Below are 19,495 nucleotides of genomic sequence, written 5' to 3' on the forward strand. Positions count from 1 at the left end.
GAGGTTAATCTTAGGCGCCTATTGAAATTCAGAATGTACGGGTAGATTAAAGACTCATCCATCCAAACATAGGGTCTTATTATGAAACACGTTAAAAATGCATTGGCCATTTCAGCATTGCTTGGCGCTACTTTTTTTTCATTCAATGCGATTGCCGCGGATACGGTAGTCAATAACTCTATTAGCCATCAAGACGTATTAAAGGCGCAGCAGGCGTGGGTAGATGCTCTAATCAAAATCAGTCAGACCTATGAAAAGCAAGGTCATGCCGCGGCCAAAACCCTGGCCCAGCAAGTATTGGATCAAGCTTATGGCTACAAACAAGGCGCGGTATTATTTAAGCCAACGTTAGCCAGTGGCGAAAAGACCTTCCGTACTGATTCCGCCGGCGCACTGTCTTATTTTGTTGGAAAAAACTCCGATTACCCACTGGATACGGGCTTTGCTTTAAAAGACTGGCAGCAGTTTAGCTTTAATAACGCGGCGGTTTACTTGAACGGCGATATCGCCTTGACCATGGGGCATGTAAAGGTCACGAACAGCAAAGGACAAGAAACCCTTGTTGATAAGAGTTGGGCGTTTAAAAAAGACGAGCAGGGGAATCTTCGTATTGTACTGCACCATTCCTCTTTGCCATATCAGGCAAACTAATTTCAATAGGACGCTATCTTTCTAGATAAAAAAGCCTTGCTGACCATAGTGGTCAATAAGGCTTTTCGTGTTGTCGATATGGCCAAATATTTGGCCACTCTTAGGTAGCGCGTTACATAGCGGCTTTAAAAATAGCCATCACATCATCATGGCTTGGTTGGATTGGGTTAGTAAATCCACAAGCGTCTTTCATGGCGTTGCGGGCTAAGGTAGCGAAGTCTGCTTCTTTTGCTCCCAGTTCTTGTAAGCCAGACGGGATATTGACGCTTTGAGACAATTTAACGATGGCGGCAATGGCTGCATCAGCACCTTCTTTATCGCTTAAGCCTTGGGCATCGACGCCCAGCGCTATGCCGACATTTTTAAGAAGCGGCGCGGCTACTTGGCTGTTGTAGCGTTGTACATGGGGCAATAACACCGCATTACAAACACCATGGGGGAGATCGTAGAAGCCACCCAATTGGTGAGCCATAGCGTGAACATAACCCAAAGACGCGTTGTTAAATGCCATGCCAGCTAAAAATTGAGCATAGGCCATTTGTTCTCGAGCTTTCATGTTGCTGCCGTTGTGAACCGCTTCGTGTAAGTTGTCACGGATCAGTTCAATCGCCTTGATCGCACAAGCGTCGGTGATTGGGTCGGCGGCGGTTGATACATAAGCTTCCACCGCGTGTGTGAGTGCGTCCATGCCTGTTGCAGCGGTGAGTGCCGCTGGCATACCAGCCATTAATCTTGGATCGTTTACCGATAAAATAGGCGTCACGTTACGGTCAACAATGGCCATTTTGATATGACGTTCCTGATCGGTAATAATACAGAAACGCGTCATTTCAGACGCTGTGCCTGCAGTGGTATTAATACTGATCAGGGGCAGTTGTGGTTTTTTAGAAACATCGACCCCTTCATAGTCACTGATATGGCCGCCGTTGGTGGCAACCAAGGCAATGCCCTTGGCACAGTCGTGGGCTGAGCCACCCCCTAAAGAAACCACGCAATCACACTCGTGAGTACGAAGTACTTCTAATCCTGCATTGACGTTTTCTACCGTTGGGTTGGCTTGCACACCATCGTACACCAAACTTTCCACACCATGCTCTTGCAGCAAGGCTTTGACTTCTGCGGTCACGCCAAGCTTGGTCATACCAGGATCTGTCACGATCAGTGCCTGTTTAAATCCTAAGCTTTCGATTTGTTGAATCGCATCGTTCAGAGCGTTTTCGCCCATGATGTTGACAGCTGGAATATAGAATGTGCTACTCATTGTGTCTCTCCTTGAGATAGTCGAACGGTAAAAATCTATTGGTCATATCGAGGTTATTGTGGACTTGAGTAGTCTAAAAAGATTTGATTTAAGACAAGAGAAGCGCTCATCGTAATGTGAGATAAATGCTTCTGTTTGCCTGTGGCATAAGTGAATTATCGTAAGCTGATAATGGGCCAGCTTTATCAATTATCCAGTTAAAGGCGAAAGCACTCTGTAATGAGAAATTGACCTTTTCTTTACTTCCTATAAGGGGTCGTGCAAAGTGCTGAATAAGTCGAATGGGAGAATAATGAATATGGGTCGTGGTGTTTCTTTTGCTATGGTGGCGTCTTTGTTACTGGTGGGATGTGCGTCAGATGCGGCGCCAGAGGGTCGCTCACTTGACTCTTTTAGAGGTCCTTCTGCGTGCTATGATCGTGCTTCAGAACCTTACACGCCGGTGGTGGACACGCATTTACATTATCGACCTTTTGATGGCCGAGCCATTCCCTTTAATGAAGTCAATGACTACTTGTCTCGCACCAGTGTGCGTTTTGCCAACGTCTATGGCATAGGGCAAATGTTACCCGCTAATTCATCCTGTTCAAATTACTTAACATGCCCCGGTACACCGGTCTCGCCGACTATCCGCAATGACTTTGTTAATGCAGCTAATATGCTGGAATACAAGCCCGATAATCTGCACCTCACCTTATCTATGACCTTTACGGATTTATCTGATCCTGAGCCGACGGTCGCTTTGATGACGCTTTATGAGAAAGAATACCCTGGCATGTTTCATTGGATGGGCGAGGTGAATCTGGTCAAGCAAGCGCAATTTAATAATCGTCATGCGCCTGCGACGCCGAAAGACATTACCTTGTGGTCGGGGTTTATGGCGGAGCTCAGATCCCGCAATACGCCCATCACCATACATTCTGATATCGGCAATGATCAAACATCAACCTTGTACTTGCCTTTAATGGAGCAGGCACTGACGCTTTATCCTGACAATAAGATTGTTTGGGCACACATGGGTTTGTCTTACGAACAAAAAAACCTGCCAGCGTCTGAACATATCGCCATTTTATCTCGCCTGCTAGACCAGCACCCGAATCTGATAATAGACATTTCATGGCGCGTGTTAGAAGACCATTATTTTAGTAAATGGGGAAATCGAGAGTTGTATGTCGACTTTTTGAACCAGTATGCGGATCGTATTTTGCCTGGTTCGGATTTTGTGGCCTTTCGGGGCAATAATTTTAGCGTGTATCAGCAAGAGCTCGAAGTCACTAGTCGTATTTTCCAACATCTGGATAATAATGCGTTTCGTCGTATTGCCTTAGGAGAAAATTATTTCCAGTTACTGAATCTGGATTATCAGGCCCCTATGGTGTGTCAGCGATAATTCTTTATTTTAAAAAAAATAGCCAGAAGCAAAAATATTATCGAGATTTAAGGCTTTTTGTATTTTGGTTCTACTATGATTAGACAGATAAAAACCAAGAAGGGGAAAAGGGATGCTAAGGAATATAAGTATTAAATCACGGCTGCTAATGGCCTTTGCGACGATGATTTTTCTGTTGTTCAGTTTGGGGGCGGTTGCAATATCATCGATGAAGAACATTCGAGCAGACGCGGAAATCATAGAAATGGATGTGTTGCCATCTATCGAAAGTTTAGGTGACATGAATAGCAATTTAATGCGCGTCAGGATATACACGTTAAGGTTATTGAATGATTCTACAGAAGACGCTCGAAAGGAAACGTTAACAGATCTTGAGCGTATTAAGAAAAATGTTGAACAGTCGCATGCTCAATATGAAGCCGCTATTAATTCAGACAATGAAAAGAGTCTGTTTGCAGAGTTTACCAAACGACAAGAGCATTATTACGAACTACAAAATCAAATTACTGCATTAGCGGTAAAGGGAGATAAGTCTGCCATTGATGCACTGGTGCCTGAAATGAATACGGCAGCAGACGATATGGTGCGGATGCTGCGACAATTAGTTACGTTAAATCGAGAAGACGCTGAGCAAGCGAGCAAAAATTCGGTAAACGATTATGATAAAAGCTTTAGTTTGATTGTCGTAATCATTGCGTTATCTGCCGCGCTGGCGACTGTTGTTGCAATGATGTTATCAAGAAGCATTAATAAACCACTTCAGAATGCGGTTGACTCGGCTGAAATAATTGCTAAGGGGGATTTGACACAAGCGATTACTCCTGAAGGCAACGATGAGATAACGCGTTTAACAGCCGCCTTACAAACAATGCAAAACAATCTGCGCAAAACCATTACCCATATTGGCGATTCGTCAGGTCAGTTAGCATCAGCAGCAGAAGAGCTCAGTTCTGTAACAGAAAGTTCGTCGAATAGTTTGATGCTGCAAAATAACGAGATTCAATCCGCTGCGTCAGCCATTGCAGAGATGAGTTCTGCTGTCGATGAAGTGGCTCGTACGGCGCAGCAAACATCAGAAGCTTCTTCAGACTCAGCTAAGTTAGCCTCAGAGGGCAAAGCTCGAGTGAGTGAGACGACGGCGGTTATTCTTGAAATGAACAATGAAATGGCAACGAGTACTCGAGTCATTAATCAATTAGCCGATCAGGTGGCGTCAATCAGTCAGATTTTAGATGTGATTAGGGCGGTGGCAGAGCAGACTAATTTATTAGCGTTAAATGCTGCTATTGAAGCGGCTCGTGCGGGAGAAACTGGTCGAGGTTTCGCTGTTGTTGCCGATGAGGTCAGAAACCTTGCCCATCGTACTCAAGAATCCACGGGGGAAATTGAAACCATGGTTCGACAAGTTCAGCTGTCTGCCAATGAAGCGGTTGCTTCTATGGAGAGCACCAGTCAGAAAACGCATCAAGCACAAACTGTTGCCGCTGAAGCCTCTAAGGCCCTAGAGCAAATTACTACGCGCATCATCGCCATTAGTGACAGTAATCATGTTATTGCCAGCGCAGCAGAAGAGCAATCTAACGTGGCGAAAGAGATTGATGGCAATATCACCACTATCAGTGATCTCGCCACTCAAACGGTTGTAGGTGCGAATCAAACTAGCGCCAGTACCGCAGAGCTGACACGCCTAGCTATAGAGTTGAACGAGTTGGTGGCAAAATTTAAAGTGTGAGACTAACAGTTAAAACACTCTGATTAATGTGTAAGGGATTTTAAAAGCGAGTGTAATTTAAGCTGCTATTAAGGCGTTTAAAAAAACCAATATATTGTGTTTTTTTATGCTTAAGATTACTCTCGCTTTAATTTTATCAATTAAACAGAGAGCTGTTATGCGTATAAGATCTATTCGCGTTAAAACGACTATTCCTATGGCGTTAATGGTCGTTGTGTTCATGGTTTGTTTAGTATTGTTTTCTGACCTTTTTAAGAAAAGCAATGATGCTCTTAATCAGCAAGCGGATCGCTATTTAAAAGCCGTCGCTTTAGTGATCAATGCAGACCGAGATTTGTATCAAGCTAAAGTGGCTGAATTGAATCTTTTAAATGCAGAAGGAGATCTCAGTAGTCAGAAAGCCGATCACGATGAGAATATCCAGCAAGTTAAGGATAGGTTTGCGCGTTATGAGCAGCTCATGTCTGTACATCCACAATTACTTTCTACGTTTTCAGGTTTTAATTCGGCACTGTCTCAGTGGCAGAAAAGTTCAAATGCGTTAATTGCGAGCGGTACACAAGCTTCAAACTACGAACAGCAAAAATCGGCTGCTGATAAGCAATTTGATGCTGTGCGCTCTATGCTTGATCAAGCCGGTGAAGGTGCAGAAAAAGCATCCCAAGCGACAGCGAACCTGATGCGAGCGACCTCATCCAGTCAGCAATCCTTTATTTACAGTGTTTTGGTCATTGCTCTATTGATAGCAGGTTTTTTCAGTTACCTGATACCAAAGCAACTGACACAGCAAATTTTATCTTTGCGCCAGCGTATCCAAGAAATAGCGGCAGGAAATGGCGATCTTAGATTACGTATCAAAGTGACTAAAGATGATGAATTCGGTGACCTTTCACATGATTTTAATGCCTTTTTAGAAAAGCTGAGGCAATTAATTTTCACGATAAAGCAGCAGTCTGTGTCTTTGGGGGAAGTGACGGGGCATTTAAATCAAAGCTCAACAAAGACAGAGCAAATTACCTTAGACTTGGGTGTCGCCGCGGATTCGATCGTCAATTCGGGTTATGAAATGAGCGCGGCAAACCAACAAATGGCAAATAATGCCAGTGAGACCTCGAATGAGGCAAGATTAGCTGATGGCTTTGTGCTTCAAGGTGAGGCAGCTGTGAGCAAATCCCATCAAGCTATTAGCCGCCTAGTTGAGGGAATAGACATAGCGTTAGGGCAATCTTCATTATTAGAGCAAAGCTCGGCGAGTATCGCTTCTGTATTAGAGGTTATTCGCAATATTGCTGAGCAAACCAATTTACTGGCGTTAAATGCGGCGATAGAGGCTGCTCGTGCGGGAGAGCAAGGTCGAGGCTTTGCTGTCGTTGCCGATGAGGTTCGTACTCTCGCGACAAGAACTCAAGACAGTACAAACGATATTCAGAAAATGATTGAGCAGTTAAAAAATAACGTTGTGGAGTCTTCCAGCGCGATTGCAGACAGCAAATCACGCGCAGATCAAACGGTAGGTTACTTTGACGAGGTTGATCGTATTTTTGCTGGTTTACGCAGTTCATTTGCAAAAGTTCAAGCAATGGCGGCACAAACCGCCCAAGCAACGGAAGCACAGTCTGGAGTAGCGACAGCAATTAACCGCAACCTAGATAAATTAAATGAGCAAACCAGCTCAGCTAAGTTGATTGCTGAGACGTGCAAACGTCAATCTGATCAGGTAAATCAGCTTTATCTTGAGTTAGATAACTTGGTTGGACGTTTTAAAGTATAGATTGCTCTGAGTATTTGGCTTTTCTTAGAAGGTATGTATCCAGCAAGCCTATCTGAGAAAAGCCTATGCCTCTTTTCCTTCTTAGGAAAATGGTCCGATTTCTTTTTTAAAGCCAGATACTTATGATGATCCCTGTTAAAAATATCACGACGTCGAATATTGAATGTTCTCACTGTCAGGCGTGCTGTTGTCGAATGGACGTGATGATTATCAGTGATACGGGAGTGCCAGATAAACACATTGCTGTCGATGAGTGGGGATCAGAAACCATGCTGAAACTGGATGATGGTTGGTGTTCAGCTGTCGATCGAAACACCTACTTATGTACTATTTATGAGAATCGTCCTTGGATTTGTCGTGAGTTTGAAATGGGCTCTGATGAGTGTAAAGAAGAGTTCAATGTGGTGAAATGGGTATAAATAAACGCACAGTTCAGGTGTCAGTATGCAGGCTATGACCATAGGTTTTAATTCAGAATACAGTCAGGATGCTCCCAGTTTCGAAGACATCAGTCAGTCATCGGGTCGAGCGTTGCTAGAGTTTGGCGCCCCCTGGTGTGGGCATTGCCAGGCTTCGCAGTCGGCGGTGGAAGAGGTTATCAGGACGTTTCCTGAGATGGCGCATATCAAGGTGTTTGATGGTAAAGGCAAGCGGCTTGGTCGGCAATTTGGCGTTAAACTTTGGCCTACTTTGATCTTGTTAGAAAATGGTCAAGAAATAAAGCGTATTGTGCGTTTTACCTCGGCTGATGAGGTACGGGAATTAATGGCCATTTAAGCAGCGTTTCATACCATGTTTTAAATCATGTTGTTACGCCATGATATCGATCAGTCGACCTATGGTTTGGTTGGATGTATCAATAACCTTAGCGTTGGCTTTTGCTTCTAGTTCACTGCTCTTTGCTTCAATTAATCCGTCCTGAATATCTGAACCGTAACGTGCATTACTGGCTGTGGCATCAGTGGTGGGCGCTGTTTGATTCAGTGTTTGTGTGGACGCGCTGGCGACTTTTTGACTGGCCTGGTCGAGCTTGTCTTGACTACGTTGCAAGCCCTGTTGACCATAGAGAAATGACGAGCTGTTAATTTGCATAAAATAGCCTTCTACTAACCGAAGTCCAATACTATCATATTGAGTGTTGGATTTTTAACCAATCAAGGTGTTTATTTTCGGCGATTTTTGTTTTTGAAATCGGTGCTGAAATGCTCTAAATGTAGCTCTAAGGCATCGCAGGAAATGGTGATTTCTCGGACCGACAAGTATAAAGAGTACATAAGGCAAATTAAGCTAGCCGCAAACACGTAACTGCCTACCTGATGATATTCCAAATAAATCGCCATCATGGACAACACACAAAGAAAAAAGCTGATTACCCCGGCTTCCTGCATTCGGCGAATTAAGTATATTCGGCGGCGCAAATTGGCAATTTGTTCGGTGGTGTTTTTGTCTTCACGTTGTGGATCAAAAGCCCGAATGATAGAGGCTAAGGTTACAAAGCGATTGGTGTAAGCCAAAAGTAGTAAGGATACTGCTGGAAATAGCATGGCAGGCGTGGTCAGAGTGATAAGCATGATAATCCTTTTATTAAGTGATGAATAATCATTGTAACAGAGTCACTACCTTCTATAATTCAGCCTTTGAAGAAAGGGTGGATTGACTGAGTCCAATTTAACCTAAAAAAATCATCCCACCGGTTAGGTGACAAGAGAGAAAACAATGAGTGACGTGTTCAGTATAGGCTTACTGATTATTATTGGCGCATTATTTGCGATGTCGGAAATTGGCATGGCAGCAGCCAGAAAAATTAAACTGCGAGTCATGGCCGAGGAAGGAAATGAAAACGCACAAGCCGTGATTAAGCTTCAGCAAAATCCTGGGGCATTCTTTGCCATGATACAAATCGCACTCAATGCGATTGCATTATTGGGGGGGATTGTGGGTGAGCAAGCACTGACGCCTTACATTAAACAGCTAGTAGGTTTTTTGTATTCTGGCGAGCTGTTAGACCAAATTAGCTTTGTTATTTCGTTTCTTTGTTTGACGTCTTTGTTTATTTTGTTTGCGGATTTATTACCGAAACGATTGGCGATTATCATGCCAGAAGCGGTAGCCATTCGCATGGTGAAACCCATGTTATGGGTGACTTTTCTTCTTACCCCTGCGGTATTTTTATTCAATGGTTTAACCAATATGATCTTGCGCTTATTTAACGTGCCGATCGAGCGTCAGGAGCTGGTTACCACAGAAGACATAGTGGCTATGATGGAAGCTGGGGCCGAAGACGGCAGTCTACAAAGACAGGAATATCAGCTAATAGGTAACGTGTTCGAATTGGAAACGCGCAGTATTTCTAGCACCATGACGCCACGAGATCAGATCATTTACTTTGATATTGATGAGACAAGCGAAGAAATTAGCCAAAAAATCATTGAGCATCCTCATAACGACTTTTTAGTGTGTGATGGAAGCTTAGACAAAATCCAAGGCATTATTGAATCAAAAGAAATTTTACGCTTAGTGTTAAAGGGCGAGCCAGCGCAGATAAAGCCAGAAAAAATCGACAAAGATGTTTTCTATCTTCCTGAAACATTGACTTTGTCAGAAGCGCTGAATGCTTTCAAAGTTGCGCCTCAGGCTTTTGCGGTTATTGTCAATGAGTACGCCACCATTGTTGGCATAGTCACGGTGAAAGATTTGTTAGGTGGTTTCATGGGCGGTCTTTTGACGCCTCATGATGAAGAGCAGATTGTACAACGTGATGCTAACTCGTGGCTGATTGAGGGGCTTACCCCAATCAATGATGTGATGCGCAGCCTTGACATTGAAGAGTTTCCAGATCGGATACAATACGAAACGCTTGGGGGCTTTATTACTTACAGTTTGAAGCGTTTACCTAAACGTACGGATTTTTATGTGCATGCGGGTTATAAATTTGAGGTGCTGGATCTAGAAGGGGTTCGTGTAGAGCAGCTACTGGTCACAAAGTTGAAATAAGGTGCAGATTTCTGTGTCGATTTGATCTTTCACGCATAACTCGGTAGGGTAAAAGTGTACTAAGCGTTGATCAAGGCGTTGAAAAGGAAGCGCATTGAATCGTTCAATTCATTCTTGAAGGAGAACAAACAATGGCAACGACAACGAAAAGCACAACCCAAGCCAAAGCCCATGAGAAAGTGGATGAAGTGGCCGAGACAGCCCATAAAACAGTAGATAGCGCGGCACAGGCCAAAGAACAGAGCCAAGAGCGAGTGGAGGAAGTAGCGCAGCAAATCAGTGAGCAGGCGCACAAAATTGCCGACACCGCAAAGCAACAGTCTGAAAAAGTCTCTTCTGCTGTGGGTGAGTACGCTAAAGAAAACCCTGTTAAAACCATTGGTATTGCTTTTTTGGCTGGTGCATTGGCGGCCAGTTTCTTATGTAAGCGTAAATAATACCTAGGATTTAAAAAATGGCAGCATCACCACGCTCGGATCACCAACAAGAGGCCAGCGATATTCAGCAGGCGGCTCGAATTCATCAGCGTTGGTTAAAGAGTGTTTTAGGGTTAGGAGCATTGGAAGCAAAGCTTTGGGTAGTTTCCAGCGCCCAGCTCCTAGCACTAATGTGTGGTGTGGTTTTTCTTATATTAACCACGTGGTTGCTCATCATAACAACCGGTGCCGCGGTTGCGTGGAGTTACGGTTTTTCGTTGGTGGGTATCTTGATAACCGCAACTTTAATGACGTTTATTAGCGCCGTTGTTTTGTTGTATTTGGTTAAACGTACCCTTCATGGCATGAATTTTACCCGTACCTTGGATGCCATTATCCCTACGGATGAGGAGTAATTTTGTTCGGTATCAGGCACATGCAAAAACAGCGTGATCGTTTATACAAACGCACTCAATTACTGGAAAAGCAAGCCAAAGTATCCCGTGATAAAGTGTTAGACAGTAGCTTAAATAAAGCCTCTAGCCCGGAAGGCTTGTTCGCAAGTTTCCTCTTAGGGGTAAGCACTCAATGTGACCTAACGAAGAAAGTTCGAGAAAACCTGTTGAGCACGGCCTCGAAAGATCTCGTTAGCTTTGTTATTACGCAATTCATGGCACCATCTTTCACCGCAGAACCCACTGATAAGACCCAGATTGATTCGTATCAGGCAGCGTCAGCCACCGATGGTTTTTCTTCTCTACAGGAAGATGAAGAAAAATTAAAACAAAACCTTTATAAAAAAGCGCAAGAAAACGTTCAATAAAACATCACTTAATTCTCGACTTTCCTCCGCTAAGCCTCTATATTCGCCCACCTTTGTGTTTGTCTTTTGATCATGTTTTTGTGGTCAGTATGAACGTTTTTCTTTTCTTCTTGTTTAGGGCTTTTTCTTTTGATCTCCACGGCTAATATCACCATGCAATTTGGCGCAACGCCATTGTTTGAAAACATCTCTGCGAAATTTGGTAACGGCAATCGTTACGGTTTAATCGGTGCCAATGGGTGTGGCAAGTCTACTTTCATGAAGATTCTCAGTGGGGCACTGGTTCCCACATCGGGCAACGTGTCGATAACACCGGGTGAAAAAGTCGGTACTTTGAGCCAAGATCAATTTGCTTTTGAAGAATATACGGTTGTTGATGCCGTGATCATGGGGGATGTGGCACTTTGGAAAGTCAAACAAGAGCGTGACGCAATATATGCCAAGCCGGAAATGAGTGAAGAAGACGGCATGCGTGCGGGTGAGTTGGAAGCCGAATTTGCTGAAATGGATGGCTACAGTGCGGAAAGTCGTGCGGGTGATATTCTGTTAGAAGCGGGAATTGCGGAAGAATTTCACTTTGGTTTAATGAGCCAAGTGGCACCGGGCTGGAAGTTGCGTGTTTTATTGGCGCAAGCCTTGTTCGCAAATCCAGACATTTTGTTATTGGACGAACCGACCAACAACTTGGACATTCATACCATTAACTGGCTGGCGGGTGTGTTGAATCAACGTAAATGTACCATGATCATCATTTCACATGACCGTCACTTTTTGAACTCTGTGTGTACGCACATGGCAGACATCGACTTTGGTGAGTTGCGCATTTATCCGGGTAACTACGAATACTTCATGGAAGCGTCATCTTTAATTCGCGAACAGTTATTGACTGAGAACGCGAAGAAAAGCGCCGAGATGGATGATTTGCAAGCCTTCGTAAACCGTTTTTCTGCGAACGCTTCGAAAGCCAAACAGGCCAGCTCTCGTGCTAAAAAACTGGAAAAAATTGAATTAGCGGAAGTCAAACAATCCAGTCGTATGACGCCTTCTTTGAGCTTCAAACAAGACAAGAAACTTCACCGTCATGCGTTGATTTTAGAAAACCTGGGTCATGGTTATGATGAGCCACTATTTTCTGGCGGCAATATGATTTTAGAAGCCGGCTCAAGGTTGGCGATTATCGGTGAAAACGGAGCGGGTAAAACCACTTTTTTACGATGCCTAATGAATGAGTTAGATGCTAAGCAGGGTGAGATTAAATGGGCCGAAAACGCGGTGATTGGGTATTGTCCACAAGACAGTACTGAAGACTTTGATTGCGACTTAACCTTGTTTGATTGGATGTCAAAATGGCGTACTGCCAAGCACGATGATCTAAAAGTACGTGCTATGTTGGGGCGTTTATTGTTTACCGCTGACGATTTCAATAAAAAAGTCCGTGTCTGTTCTGGTGGCGAGAAAAACCGTTTGTTGTTTGGCAAGTTGATGATGATGGACTTAAACGTCTTGGTCATGGACGAACCGACTAACCACATGGACATGGAAGCCATCGAAGCGTTAAACAATGCTTTGTTGGAGTTTGATGGGACTTTGATCTTCGTTAGTCACGACAGGGCCTTTGTGTCCTCTTTGGCAAACAGAGTGATCGAGATAAAAGATCAAAAAGTGATTGATTTTCAAGGTACTTACGATGAGTACCTTACTCATCAAGGATAAATGTCTTCACTGTCCTCTTTAATAGAAGCCGCTTATTGAGTCATCAGTAAGCGGTTTTTTTATTTATACTGCTTGAAAGTTTGTTGAGCGAAGCTTATTTATTCATTAAGAATGTTTTATAACATGCTAGATAGGATGCTGTTGGTGAATAGTTTAGCGATAAAAAAGTACCTGTTATCTAAACCTGAATCGATTGAAGATTATCCCTTTGACGATCATACCCCGGTGTTTAAAGTTCAAGGCAAAATGTTTGCGTTATTAAGTCAGTATCAGGGGCGTCTGTTACTCAATGTGAAATGTGATCCGCATCATGCCATTGAGTTGCGTGATGTCTTCAGTGATGTTATTCCCGCTTATCATATGAATAAACGCCATTGGAATTCACTTATTGTAGAGGGCGATTTACCAATGGAAGAAATTCAACGTCAGATTGATCATTCCTATACTTTGGTGGTGAAAGGCTTAAAAAAATCCATTCGCGAGGGCTTGGAAGTGCGTCATGGTGCGCTTGCTTTATACCGCGGTTCTTCGATTTAAAATGGTATAGCTAACATCCTTAAACGAACTTTATCATGATAATGTCGTTTAATTGTCATCCTAATGTCATGTTTTGTTTATAGATTTAAGACAACTTCTCTTGCAGGGGAGAAGGCGTTGTTTGCGTCGTTGTGGGCGCGCTACTTAAAAACGCTACGAATCAAATAAATCTATTAGACAATATAGGGCAGTATTATGATTATTGAACAAAAACAGAACTTAAGCTTTGATGAATTAGATGAGTTAGTACGTCCAGCGCCAGAAGTGGTTGAGTTTGAGGAAGTAGCACATAGAATGGTGTCTCGTCGCGGCTTTTTGAGTGGCGGTGCGGCGGTTGGCGCGAGTGCATTCGTAATGGGTTCTACGACATTGGCGGCTGGCAACGCGCTTGCTGCAGCAGAGACCGCTGAATCTCGTTTAGCGTTCAGCATGGTCAAAGCCAATACGCTAGATACGGTGACTGTGCCAGAGGGTTATAAGTGGGAAGTGGTGGCGTCTTGGGGAGATCCATTATTCAGTAATGCGCCCGCTTTCGATCCAATGACAGGTGGCACTGGTGCGTCTCAAGAATTGGCTTTTGGCGATCACAACGATGGCATGGCTTTCTTTGCAAAAGATGGCAAACAAATTATGGCCATCAACAACGAATACACCAATGAAAAAACACTCCATGCTAACCGTGCGGATGGCATGCCAATCAACGCCGATGATGTACGCAAAAACAAAGCGGCGCACGGCGTGTCTATCATTGAAGTCGATCAACGCGGTGGTAAATGGGGCATTGTTCAAGATTCTCCTTATAACCGTCGTATCACCGCTGACACTGAAATGGACATTACAGGTCCTGCCCGTGGTCATAAATGGATGCAAACCTCTGCTGACCCTAAAGGTGTGGTAGCAAAAGGAACTTGGAACAACTGCGGTAATGGCCAAACCCCATGGGGCACTTATTTAACCTGTGAAGAAAACTTTAACGGTTATTTTTCTGCAAGCGATGCCAATTATACAATGAGCGATGATTTCAAGCGTTACGGTGTGAGCACTAAAGGCCGTTATGATTGGGCATTGGGAGACGAGCGTTTTGATTTGGTAAAAGAACCAAATGAGCCAAATCGCTTTGGTTATGTGGTTGAGATCGATCCATTAGATCCAACATCTCGTCCTAAAAAACGTACAGCGCTTGGTCGTTTCAAGCATGAGAATGCAGAGTTAGCCATTGCCGGAAATGGTCATGTTGTGGTGTATCTTGGTGATGACGAGCGCGGTGAGTTCTTGTACCGTTTCGTTTCTAAGCATAAATATCTAGCGGGCGGTAATAACCGTGATCTATTGGAAGAGGGCACACTGTATGTTGCCAAATTCCATGACAATAACCGCGGTGAGTGGCTAGCTCTAACGCCAAAAACCACAGGTATGACAGAAGCGGAGATTGCGATTCATACGCGTATGGCGGCCTCTAAAGTGGGTGCGACGACGATGGATCGCCCTGAATGGGTCGCTTCTCATCCACACAAAGTAGAAGTGTATTGTGCATTAACCAACAACAAAAACCGTGGTGTGAAACCCAATGCTGGTGGCGATGAGACGCCTGCTGTTGGCCCGAACCCTCGCGTTAAAAATGATTTTGGTCAGATCGTACGTTGGATGCCAATGAACGAAGATCACACTAGTGCGGAGTTTAAGTGGGACTTGTTTGTCTTAGCGGGCAACCCAGCAGTATATACTGACGCGAATGCGGGTTCTAAAAACATTAATCAAGACAACATGTTCAACTCGCCTGATGGTTTGAAGTTTGACTCGAAAGGCCTGTTGTGGATTCAAACAGACGGCAACTATTCCAACCAAGGTGGTTTTGAAGGTCAAGGAAATAACCAAATGCTGGTGGGTGATCCTGAAACAGGCGAGATTCGTCGCTTTTTAGTTGGGCCGAAGGAGTGTGAAATCACCGGTCTTGCTTGGAATACGAATAAAACTACCATGTTTATTAGTGTTCAGCATCCAGGTGAGAAAGGTAACTCCCATTGGCCTCAAGGCGGTCAAGCCGTGCCCCGTTCTAGTGTCATCGCGATTTCTCGTGAAGACGGTGCCGTCATCGGCTAAATCGTCTCATAGATGAACAAAATGAAACCAGCCGCGACAAACCACGGCTGGTTTTTTGTTTTTATGTGTTTAGAGATTCGCCAAACAATGCCTGACTATACTGTTTCAAAGAATGACGCAGATCATGTACTGTATAATAATTCTTTATGCTATCTTGTTTGATGTCGTGCAAAAAGTTAGTTTTATGAATTCGTGACGAAAACAGATATTCAATGGTTGATACTATCCTGCTGTGTGGTTTTCACATGGAATGTAAAAACGTTAAGTAAGTTATTTAAGTGAGCAGACATGGGTGTTGCACTTTCTAAGTCATTATTTATTAAACAGGCCGTTTTAACTTTTTTTTTAGCTGTTATCCTGAGCCTAATAAGCAGTAGTATCCAAATTTATGAAGGGATGCAAAGCCAAAAGACGCAGATAGATAATAACTTTAATGAGCTGATCGCAGTGGTTGAAAAACCCCTAGCTGAGGCTGTTTTTCGTCTAGATACCGACTTTGCTCAGCAACAGGTTGATAGTCTATTACAAATACCCTCGGTAGCGAGTGTAGAAGTGTTAGACGAAATGGGTAACCTATTTGTTGGTGGCCAGTCTCCCAAGCGGAGTTTTTCGGTGTCTTATCAGACGGCCGATCAGCTCCTGTCAGATTTGCAAAGTTATGAACGTTCACTTCACCTTAGCGCCCCGGTATTTGAAGCAGGTAAGTTAACCATAGTGCCGGAAAAGCGCTATTTGATCACTCAGCTACTTAGCGATCAATCGTCTATTTTAATCTATAATCTGGCCAAAGATTTGGTTTTGGCATTTTTGGTTTCCTTGTTTTTTTACTTTTTAGTAACCTATCCGTTGACACGGTTAACGGAATCTTTGTCTGAGTTAAAAGCCAAGTCCAGTTTATTGCTTCCTGCGTCTTTATCACGCTTTCATCAGTCGGATGAATTAGGGCATTTGCATGCCACTTTTGCGCAACTTTGGAAAAAACTCAATACCGCTCTCAGTGATTTAGAACGCAGTGATGCTCATACCAAAGCCATGATAGAAAACGCGGCCGACGGAATAATGCTGTTAAACGAATGTAACCGCATTATTTTGGTCAATTCGGCAGCAGAGTACATGCTGAAAAACAAATCCACCCACTTGTATTTACACTCTTTAGAAGCCCTTCATGCACCGGCATCTTGGCATAAATTTGCGGAAACATTAGAAACCTTGCAAATTAATCAGCCACTTACCGTTGAAACCGTGTATCGAGTTCATGGGATTGATTTACCAGTAGAAATTCGTCTAGCAAAATTCAAGATACAAGACAAAGTGGAAACCATGCTGCTGATACGGGATGTTTCTAAGCGTAAGGCAACAGAAGCGCACATTCATCATCTCGCTTACTATGACCCAATTACAAAACTGCCAAATCGACAGTATTTAACTGATGAGCTTAGCGAGCTGCTTGAGCGTCAGCAACACAGCGTCAATTATTCCGCCGTTGTGTTTATGGATCTTGATAGGTTTAAAACCATTAATGACTCACTCGGTCACAGTGTCGGTGACCAATTATTGTGTGCCGTGGCATCACAGCTGTCTTTTTTGAAAGAAGACAATGTTGTGTTTGCCAGGATGGGGGGCGATGAGTTTGCTTTTTTGTTGACTTGTGTGGGCAATAATCGAGAAACCGTTGAAAAGTCGGTATGTGGTTTTGCCCAAAGTGTCATGTATGCCTGCCAGCAGGTGAAAAAAGCCGGTCATCATGAAATACATATTACCGCCAGCTTAGGGGCGGCGATTTTTAAAGGTAAAGAGTTTTCAACAGAAGTCATTTTAAAGCAGGCCGATACGGCACTTTATCGTGCGAAAGAGTCTGGCCGTAACACGTTCGCGATTTATAGAGCGGAAATGCAAGCTGTCTCCGACGCGCGTTTGGTAATGGAAAAAGCGCTTCACCACGCGACGGAATTTAAACTGTTTGAACTCTATTATCAGCCACAAAGTGATGACAAAAATGAGCTGATTGGAGCGGAAGCACTGATTCGTTGGAAGGATGGAGAGAAAGGTTTTATTTCGCCTGCTGAGTTTATACCAGTGGCCGAGGAGATTGGTTTAATTGTTGAAATTGGTCAGTGGGTTATGGATGAAGCCTTATCTCAAGTGGCGAGGTGGATTAAAGAAGGGAAATGGCAGCCCTGTTGGCGAATCTCTATCAACGTAAGTCCTGTTCAGTTTCAACAGACAGGGTTTTTGCCAATGGTTAAAGCACAATTGGATAAGCATGACGTACCTGCAAGTTGTGTGGATCTTGAGATTACTGAAAACATGTTGCTCAATGATCTTGCTGCCAGTCTTAAGAAAATGCATGACATTAAAGCCCTCGGCGTGCACTTGTCTATAGACGACTTTGGTACAGGTTATTCATCGCTCAAATATCTTAAGTTATTACCCATTGATCGATTGAAAATAGATCAATCCTTTGTCAGAGACTTGTTAGAGGATAAGAGTGACGAAGCCATTGTGCTAGCCGTGATTGCGATGGCTAAAGCGCTAGGTATCGGTGTGATTGCGGAAGGGGTAGAAACATGGTCCCATCATGATAGGTTGCGTGAGATTAATTGCGTGTTTTATCAGGGTTATTATTATGGGCGTCCATTACCACCAGCAGAATTTATTACGGCTTTTGTTGACAATCATCCCGTGTGTCCAAATTTGACCGCACCGATTGATACATCTATTTAGCAGGCTCACCTCTTTTAAGGAGCAATACAATGGCATTATTCCACTACGCCTACCATGTGACCGATCTAGACGAGACACGAAATTTTTATACGCAGGTGCTGGGTTGTATAGAAGGGCGAAGCACAGAAACCTGGGTAGACTTTGACTTTCACGGCCATCAATTATCATTGCACCTGGGAGAGCCAAGCCCAACCACTAATACAGGTCTCGTTGGCGATCATCGAGTGCCTATGCCGCATTTTGGTTTGATTTTACCCCTTGATGAGTGGCAAAAGCTGGCTAAGCGTTTAACCGAGTTAAATGTGGTGTTTGATCTCGCACCCAGTGTGCGTTTTGAAGGGTTACCTGGTGAACAATGGACCATGTTTTTCAAAGACCCTAGCGGCAATGCCATCGAGCTAAAAGGTTTTAAAGATTTGTCTCAGGTGTACGAAAAATGATTCCATTTGTGAGCCGAGCAAGCGCGGCTGAGCAAGCGATCTGGCTAAAGCACTTGTCAGACGCTTTACCAAATGAAAGCATTTTGCCTTTTTCCTCATTGACCTCACTGCAAAAACAAGACTGCGATATCGCCATTGTGGCTAACCCAGACCCACAAGATTTATTGTCGTTGCCTGCGTTAAAATGGGTTCACAGTGTTTGGGCGGGCGTTGAACGCATCGTCAATGAAATTGCGTCCCCCCCTTTTGCAATAGTCCGTTTAATTGATCCTAATTTATCTAGAACCATGTCAGAAGCCGTGTTGGCATGGACCATGTTCTTGCATCGAGATATGCCTAAGTATGCTCAGCAGCAAGCTGAGCAATCGTGGCAGCCATTGCCCATGGTGCAAGCACATGAACGCCGTATTGGTGTGCTTGGGTTGGGAGAACTCGGCCGAGTCAGCGCGCAGCGCTTAAAAGACAATGGTTTTACCGTAGCGGGTTGGAGTCGAACTCCTAAACAGCTTGATGGGGTTGCTTGTTTTTATGGTGAAGATGGCTTGTTATCCTTATTGGCACAAAGTGATATACTCGTTTGCCTTTTGCCTTTAACGGCAGAGACGGATTCATTGTTAGACCAAATGCGTTTGTCTTGTTTGCCAATTGGTGCCAGTGTCATTAATTTTGCCCGTGGCGCTGTTATAGACGACGATGCGCTATTAACCTTGCTAGATAATGGGCATTTGTCGCACGCTGTATTGGATGTGTTTAGAACAGAGCCGTTAAATACAGGGCACCCTTTTTGGCAGCATAAATCTGTGACTGTGTTGCCTCATATTTCTGCACCAACGCACCCTGTTAGTGCCAGTCGTATTGTAGCGGCAAACATTGATCGTTTTAGGATAACCAATGAAATACCGTCAGCGGTGGATCCGATACGGGGCTATTAATCCCCCATTTA

At 43.9% G+C, this 19,495-nt stretch carries 19 protein-coding genes; 16 read left to right on the plus strand and 3 right to left on the minus strand.

Annotated features, from left to right (window positions below; genetic code table 11):
* Positions 1-81 precede the first annotated feature (81 nt).
* The gene (locus EBI00_RS01930; protein ID WP_123094229.1) at positions 82-651 is read left to right on the plus strand and encodes a phosphoribosyl-AMP cyclohydrolase; all 570 of its coding nucleotides are present in this window, start codon (positions 82-84) and stop codon (positions 649-651) included.
* A gap of 112 nt (positions 652-763) precedes the next feature.
* Here the strand turns inward: EBI00_RS01930 and yiaY are convergent, their stop codons facing one another.
* The gene (gene yiaY, locus EBI00_RS01935) at positions 764-1,912 is read right to left on the minus strand and encodes an L-threonine dehydrogenase (RefSeq protein WP_123094230.1); all 1,149 of its coding nucleotides are present in this window, start codon (positions 1,910-1,912) and stop codon (positions 764-766) included.
* 292 nt (positions 1,913-2,204) lie between these two features.
* Between yiaY and EBI00_RS01940 the strand changes: the two genes are divergently transcribed.
* From EBI00_RS01940 to EBI00_RS01960, 5 genes are all read left to right on the plus strand, one after another.
* Entirely contained in the window at positions 2,205-3,302 is a 1,098-nt protein-coding gene (locus tag EBI00_RS01940; protein WP_123094231.1) for an amidohydrolase family protein, read from the plus strand.
* A gap of 112 nt (positions 3,303-3,414) precedes the next feature.
* On the plus strand, positions 3,415-5,034 hold the full coding sequence (locus tag EBI00_RS01945) for a methyl-accepting chemotaxis protein (protein ID WP_123094232.1): 1,620 nt from the start codon (positions 3,415-3,417) through the stop codon (positions 5,032-5,034).
* Positions 5,035-5,191: 157 nt separating this feature from the next.
* Positions 5,192-6,805, plus strand: coding sequence for a methyl-accepting chemotaxis protein (locus tag EBI00_RS01950; RefSeq protein ID WP_158600724.1), 1,614 nt, complete (start codon positions 5,192-5,194; stop codon positions 6,803-6,805).
* Positions 6,806-6,930: 125 nt separating this feature from the next.
* Complete coding sequence (locus tag EBI00_RS01955; RefSeq protein WP_277749184.1) at positions 6,931-7,224, plus strand: YkgJ family cysteine cluster protein; 294 nt, start codon at positions 6,931-6,933, stop codon at positions 7,222-7,224.
* Positions 7,225-7,249: 25 nt separating this feature from the next.
* Positions 7,250-7,582: a thioredoxin family protein gene (locus EBI00_RS01960; RefSeq protein WP_123094235.1), complete on the plus strand. Its 333-nt coding sequence runs from the start codon at positions 7,250-7,252 to the stop codon at positions 7,580-7,582.
* A 33-nt stretch (positions 7,583-7,615) separates the two neighbouring features.
* Here the strand turns inward: EBI00_RS01960 and EBI00_RS01965 are convergent, their stop codons facing one another.
* Together EBI00_RS01965 and EBI00_RS01970 are read right to left on the minus strand one after the other, a co-directional pair.
* A complete protein-coding gene (locus EBI00_RS01965) occupies positions 7,616-7,897 on the minus strand; it encodes a hypothetical protein (protein WP_123094236.1) in 282 nt (93 codons plus the stop codon).
* A gap of 71 nt (positions 7,898-7,968) precedes the next feature.
* Positions 7,969-8,376 carry a DUF2721 domain-containing protein gene (locus EBI00_RS01970; protein WP_123094237.1) on the minus strand — a complete coding sequence of 136 codons (408 nt, stop codon included), beginning with the start codon at positions 8,374-8,376 and terminating at the stop codon, positions 7,969-7,971.
* 145 nt (positions 8,377-8,521) lie between these two features.
* On the opposite strand from EBI00_RS01970, the gene paeA reads away from it, so the two are divergent.
* The 10 genes from paeA (at position 8,522) to EBI00_RS02020 (ending at position 19,484) form a co-directional block, all read left to right on the plus strand.
* The gene (gene paeA, locus EBI00_RS01975; protein ID WP_123094238.1) at positions 8,522-9,799 is read left to right on the plus strand and encodes a polyamine export protein PaeA; all 1,278 of its coding nucleotides are present in this window, start codon (positions 8,522-8,524) and stop codon (positions 9,797-9,799) included.
* 131 nt (positions 9,800-9,930) lie between these two features.
* Positions 9,931-10,236 carry an ElaB/YgaM/YqjD family protein gene (locus EBI00_RS01980; protein WP_123094239.1) on the plus strand — a complete coding sequence of 102 codons (306 nt, stop codon included), beginning with the start codon at positions 9,931-9,933 and terminating at the stop codon, positions 10,234-10,236.
* A gap of 17 nt (positions 10,237-10,253) precedes the next feature.
* The gene (locus EBI00_RS01985; protein ID WP_123094240.1) at positions 10,254-10,631 is read left to right on the plus strand and encodes a hypothetical protein; all 378 of its coding nucleotides are present in this window, start codon (positions 10,254-10,256) and stop codon (positions 10,629-10,631) included.
* Between the two features lie 2 nt (positions 10,632-10,633).
* Complete coding sequence (locus EBI00_RS01990; protein ID WP_148039061.1) at positions 10,634-11,038, plus strand: hypothetical protein; 405 nt, start codon at positions 10,634-10,636, stop codon at positions 11,036-11,038.
* Positions 11,039-11,167: 129 nt separating this feature from the next.
* A complete protein-coding gene (locus EBI00_RS01995) occupies positions 11,168-12,751 on the plus strand; it encodes an ABC-F family ATPase (protein ID WP_123094242.1) in 1,584 nt (527 codons plus the stop codon).
* 144 nt (positions 12,752-12,895) lie between these two features.
* Positions 12,896-13,288 (plus strand): MmcQ/YjbR family DNA-binding protein, encoded by a 393-nt coding sequence (locus EBI00_RS02000; protein WP_421930356.1) that lies wholly within the window; start codon positions 12,896-12,898, stop codon positions 13,286-13,288.
* Positions 13,289-13,483: 195 nt separating this feature from the next.
* On the plus strand, positions 13,484-15,388 hold the full coding sequence (locus tag EBI00_RS02005) for a PhoX family protein (RefSeq protein ID WP_123094244.1): 1,905 nt from the start codon (positions 13,484-13,486) through the stop codon (positions 15,386-15,388).
* A gap of 396 nt (positions 15,389-15,784) precedes the next feature.
* Positions 15,785-18,112, plus strand: a complete 2,328-nt coding sequence (locus EBI00_RS02010; protein ID WP_241556923.1) for a putative bifunctional diguanylate cyclase/phosphodiesterase — start codon at positions 15,785-15,787, stop codon at positions 18,110-18,112.
* A 29-nt stretch (positions 18,113-18,141) separates the two neighbouring features.
* Positions 18,142-18,552, plus strand: coding sequence for a VOC family protein (locus EBI00_RS02015; protein ID WP_123094246.1), 411 nt, complete (start codon positions 18,142-18,144; stop codon positions 18,550-18,552).
* Positions 18,549-19,484, plus strand: coding sequence for a 2-hydroxyacid dehydrogenase (locus EBI00_RS02020; protein WP_123094247.1), 936 nt, complete (start codon positions 18,549-18,551; stop codon positions 19,482-19,484). Before EBI00_RS02015 ends, EBI00_RS02020 begins: the two co-directional genes overlap by 4 nt.
* Positions 19,485-19,495: the final 11 nt, after the last annotated feature.

This window comes from Marinomonas hwangdonensis, assembly GCF_003721245.1.
Taxonomy (GTDB): domain Bacteria; phylum Pseudomonadota; class Gammaproteobacteria; order Pseudomonadales; family Marinomonadaceae; genus Marinomonas; species Marinomonas hwangdonensis.

What these genes read in the sequence shown, in the direction of transcription:
- EBI00_RS02005 (WP_123094244.1), top strand. Translation starts at nt 13,484, where the DNA reads ATGATTATTGAACAAAAACAGAACTTAAGCTTTGATGAATTAGATGAG.
- EBI00_RS01960 (WP_123094235.1), top strand. Translation starts at nt 7,250, where the DNA reads ATGCAGGCTATGACCATAGGTTTTAATTCAGAATACAGTCAGGATGCT.
- yiaY (WP_123094230.1), bottom strand. Translation starts at nt 1,912, where the DNA reads ATGAGTAGCACATTCTATATTCCAGCTGTCAACATCATGGGCGAAAAC.
- EBI00_RS02015 (WP_123094246.1), top strand. Translation starts at nt 18,142, where the DNA reads ATGGCATTATTCCACTACGCCTACCATGTGACCGATCTAGACGAGACA.
- EBI00_RS02010 (WP_241556923.1), top strand. Translation starts at nt 15,785, where the DNA reads ATGCAAAGCCAAAAGACGCAGATAGATAATAACTTTAATGAGCTGATC.
- EBI00_RS01940 (WP_123094231.1), top strand. Translation starts at nt 2,205, where the DNA reads ATGAATATGGGTCGTGGTGTTTCTTTTGCTATGGTGGCGTCTTTGTTA.
- EBI00_RS01950 (WP_158600724.1), top strand. Translation starts at nt 5,192, where the DNA reads ATGCGTATAAGATCTATTCGCGTTAAAACGACTATTCCTATGGCGTTA.
- EBI00_RS01965 (WP_123094236.1), bottom strand. Translation starts at nt 7,897, where the DNA reads ATGCAAATTAACAGCTCGTCATTTCTCTATGGTCAACAGGGCTTGCAA.
- EBI00_RS02020 (WP_123094247.1), top strand. Translation starts at nt 18,549, where the DNA reads ATGATTCCATTTGTGAGCCGAGCAAGCGCGGCTGAGCAAGCGATCTGG.
- paeA (WP_123094238.1), top strand. Translation starts at nt 8,522, where the DNA reads ATGAGTGACGTGTTCAGTATAGGCTTACTGATTATTATTGGCGCATTA.
- EBI00_RS01980 (WP_123094239.1), top strand. Translation starts at nt 9,931, where the DNA reads ATGGCAACGACAACGAAAAGCACAACCCAAGCCAAAGCCCATGAGAAA.
- EBI00_RS01945 (WP_123094232.1), top strand. Translation starts at nt 3,415, where the DNA reads ATGCTAAGGAATATAAGTATTAAATCACGGCTGCTAATGGCCTTTGCG.
- EBI00_RS01930 (WP_123094229.1), top strand. Translation starts at nt 82, where the DNA reads ATGAAACACGTTAAAAATGCATTGGCCATTTCAGCATTGCTTGGCGCT.
- EBI00_RS01970 (WP_123094237.1), bottom strand. Translation starts at nt 8,376, where the DNA reads ATGCTTATCACTCTGACCACGCCTGCCATGCTATTTCCAGCAGTATCC.
- EBI00_RS01955 (WP_277749184.1), top strand. Translation starts at nt 6,931, where the DNA reads ATGATCCCTGTTAAAAATATCACGACGTCGAATATTGAATGTTCTCAC.
- EBI00_RS01985 (WP_123094240.1), top strand. Translation starts at nt 10,254, where the DNA reads ATGGCAGCATCACCACGCTCGGATCACCAACAAGAGGCCAGCGATATT.